This window comes from Streptomyces sp. 150FB (assembly GCF_000818195.1).
Lineage (GTDB): Bacteria > Actinomycetota > Actinomycetes > Streptomycetales > Streptomycetaceae > Streptomyces.
On record NZ_JTHL01000001.1, the window covers coordinates 2,787,265 to 2,790,205 of the forward strand.

2 protein-coding genes and 1 pseudogene are annotated in these 2,941 nt (G+C 74.3%); 2 read left to right on the forward strand and 1 reads right to left on the reverse strand.

All coding sequences use genetic code 11. The annotated features are described in order from the left end of the window. The coding region (locus QR77_RS48550) for an FtsX-like permease family protein (protein WP_040027739.1) at nt 1-1,532 on the forward strand (1,532 nt) is incomplete at its 5' end. A gap of 22 nt (nt 1,533-1,554) precedes the next feature. Next, a complete protein-coding gene (locus QR77_RS11710) occupies nt 1,555-2,535 on the forward strand; it encodes an ABC transporter ATP-binding protein (RefSeq protein WP_040021502.1) in 981 nt (326 codons plus the stop codon). A 61-nt stretch (nt 2,536-2,596) separates the two neighbouring features. Here QR77_RS11710 and QR77_RS11715 read toward each other — a convergent pair. Further along, nucleotides 2,597-2,941 (reverse strand): annotated as a pseudogene (locus QR77_RS11715) (hypothetical protein); the annotation flags it as partial.

Here is a 2,941-nt window from a genome sequence, read left to right on the forward strand (position 1 = left end):
CGTGCGCCGTCACCGCGCTGGCGTGCGCCGCACTGCCCGTACGCGCCGTCGTCGCGCACCGGGGCACGCAGACCGCCGGTGGCCGCGAGGACCTGATCGGGGCGAAGCCCTCCCGGCGGCGTACGGTCGCCGAGCTGACCGCCCTGGTCCTCGCCGTCGGGGCCGTGGTCGCGCTGCGCCGGCGCGGCACGGGAAGCGGCGGGGAGGCGGATGTCCTGGTCAGCTCCGCGCCGGTGCTGGTGGGACTGATCGCCGCGCTCGTCCTCGGGCGCCTGTACCCGCTGCCGCTGCGTCTGCTGGCCCGGCCCGCCGGACGGCTGCGCGGCGCTGTCGGGTTCGTGGCACTGTCGCGCGCCGGGCGCTCGTCGGCGACCGGCGCGCTCCCCCTGCTCGCGCTGCTGGTCGCCCTCACCACGACCGCGTTCGGGGGCTCGGTGCTCGCCGGGATCGGCGACGCCAGGGACCAGGCGGCCCTGCTGGCGACCGGCGCCGACGCGCGGGTGGCGGGGGTGACGGACGCCATGGAACTGCCACGCGCGGCGGTCGAGGCCGTACGGCGTGGCACGGGGGTGCGGGATGTGGCGCCCGTACGGATCGAGCACGGCGTGACACTGCCGGGCACCGGGACCGGGAACACCCCCAACGTGACCCTGATCGGGGCCGATCCCGCGTCGTACGCGCGGCTGGCCGGCCGTACCGGTCTTGGTGCCTTCTCCGAGGGCCTGTTGGCACCCAAGGGCACAGGTGGCGGCGGCGGTTCGGGGGGCGCTGTGCCCGCCATCGCGTCCCCGGCCGTCGCCGCGCGGCTCGGCGGAGTCGGGGGCGGACCGCACACCGTCTCCGCCCTGTCCGGGCGCCTGTCGGTGCGGATCGTCGCCGTGGAGTCCCGCACCCCCGGCGCCCCCGACTCCGGCTACCTGCTGGTCGACGCCGACGCGCTCACCAAGCGCGGGCCGACCACGCTGCTGGTCACCGGAGACCGGCTGGACGCGGGGGCGTTGCGTAAGGCGGCGCCCGGTTTCACCGTAAAACTGCGCGGCGAGGCGCGGAGTGTCTACCTGGACTCGCCGTTGCAGTCGGGCGCCGAACGGATCTACGCGGCGGCGATCGCCGCCGGTGCGGGCTACGCCGTACTCGCCCTGCTGCTCTCCCTGTCGCAGAGCGCGCCCGAACGCACCACGCTGCTGGCCAGGCTCAGAACCATGGGGCTCACCGGCAAACAGGGACGGCGACTGCTGGAACTCGAAGCGCTGCCACCGGCGTTGCTCGCCGCCGTCGGCGGGGCGCTGGTGGGCTGGGCGACCATCGCCCTGCTCGCGCCCGGTGTGGATCTGACCCGGCTGGCGCTGTCGGCCGCGCCGGGCAGCGACCCCACCGGCTCCCTGGCCACGTTCGGCACCGTGACCCTGCGGACCGACCTGTGGTCGCTGCTGGTGCCCGGGGCCGGGGTGCTGGCGCTCGCGGCTGCGGTGGCGCTCGTCCAGGCGCGGTGGGCCGGGCGCAGAGGATCGATCAATGGACCCAGGGAATGAACCCCAGACCAGGAGACGGCCGATGACATCGCCTACGGAGCGGCAGCGGGACGGCGACGGGCCCAGGGCCACGCTCGACGAGCTGGAGCAGCGGGCGGCGGCGCACCGCGACCGGCCGGCGTACGGACATGACGCGCTCATCGCCTGCGACCGGCTGGTGCGGATCTTCACCACGGCCGGGGTGGAGGTGCAGGCTCTCCAGGGGCTCGATCTGCTGGTCGGCGAGGGCGAGTTGATGGCGCTGGTCGGTGCTTCGGGCAGCGGCAAGTCGACGCTGATGAACATACTCGCCGGCCTGGACGTCCCGACGGCGGGCGCCGCGAAGGTCGCCGGCCGCGATCTGCTCACGATGGGGGCGAAGGAGCGGCTGCTCTACCGCCGCGAGGCCGTCGGCTTCGTATGGCAGCAGACGGCGCGCAATCTCCTGCCGTACCTGACCGCCGCGCAGAATGTCGCGCTGCCGATGCAACTGCGCGGCAGGGCACGGAAGAAGACCGAGCGCGTCGAGTCCCTGCTGACGATGCTGGAGGTCGCCGAGTGCCGCGACCGGCGTCCGCACCAGATGTCCGGCGGCCAGCAGCAGCGGGTCGCGATCGCCGTCGCCCTCGCCAACTCCCCTTCCGTACTGCTCGCCGACGAGCCGACGGGCGAGCTGGACTCGGCGACCGGTGAGCAGGTGTTCGCCGCGTTCCGGCGCGCCAACGAGGAGTTGGGCACGACGATCGTGATCGTCACCCATGACCAGGCGGTCGCCGGCGAGGTCCGCCGTACGGTCGCCATCCGCGACGGCCGCACCTCGTCCGAGGTGCTGCGGCGTACGGAGGTCGACGCCGCGACCGGCCAGGAGTCGGTGGTGGCAAGGGAGTTCGCGATGCTCGACCGCGCCGGGCGGCTCCAGTTGCCGGCCGACTACACCGAGACGCTGGGCATGGAGCACCGCGTCATGCTGGAGCTGGAGCAGGACCACATCGGCGTCTGGCCGGACGAGACGACGGAGAGCTGAGCGGCCGGGACCCTCGCGCCCGGGCACCTTCAGGCTCGGGCACGTTCAGGCTCGGGCACGTTCAGGCAGGCGTGACGCTGAGCCCTCCGGCCAGCGGGCTGAGCCCGCCAACTCCGGTCGTACGCAGGGCGATCGACCCGAACGGTGTACGCAGCCGCAGCCACGCGCCCGCCCGCAGCAGCGCCACCGGCGCGTCGTCGGGCATCGGGCGCAGGAAGCCGACGGACTGGGCCGCGTGGACGGCCCTCAGAGGCAGCTCCGTGTCGCCGAGGGTCCTGGACCAGATCTCGTTGCCGATCCTGTCCCGTTCGGAGCGCGTACGGTGCTGCGCGGGCAACGCCTCGTCCCTGCTGCGGAATTCGGCGACGGCCGAGGCGACGGCGCCGCGCATCCGCGTCACCGCCGG

Bases quoted from the DNA above. Each gene is read 5' to 3' on its own strand.
- QR77_RS11710 (WP_040021502.1), top strand. From the start codon at position 1,555: ATGACATCGCCTACGGAGCGGCAGCGGGACGGCGACGGGCCCAGGGCC.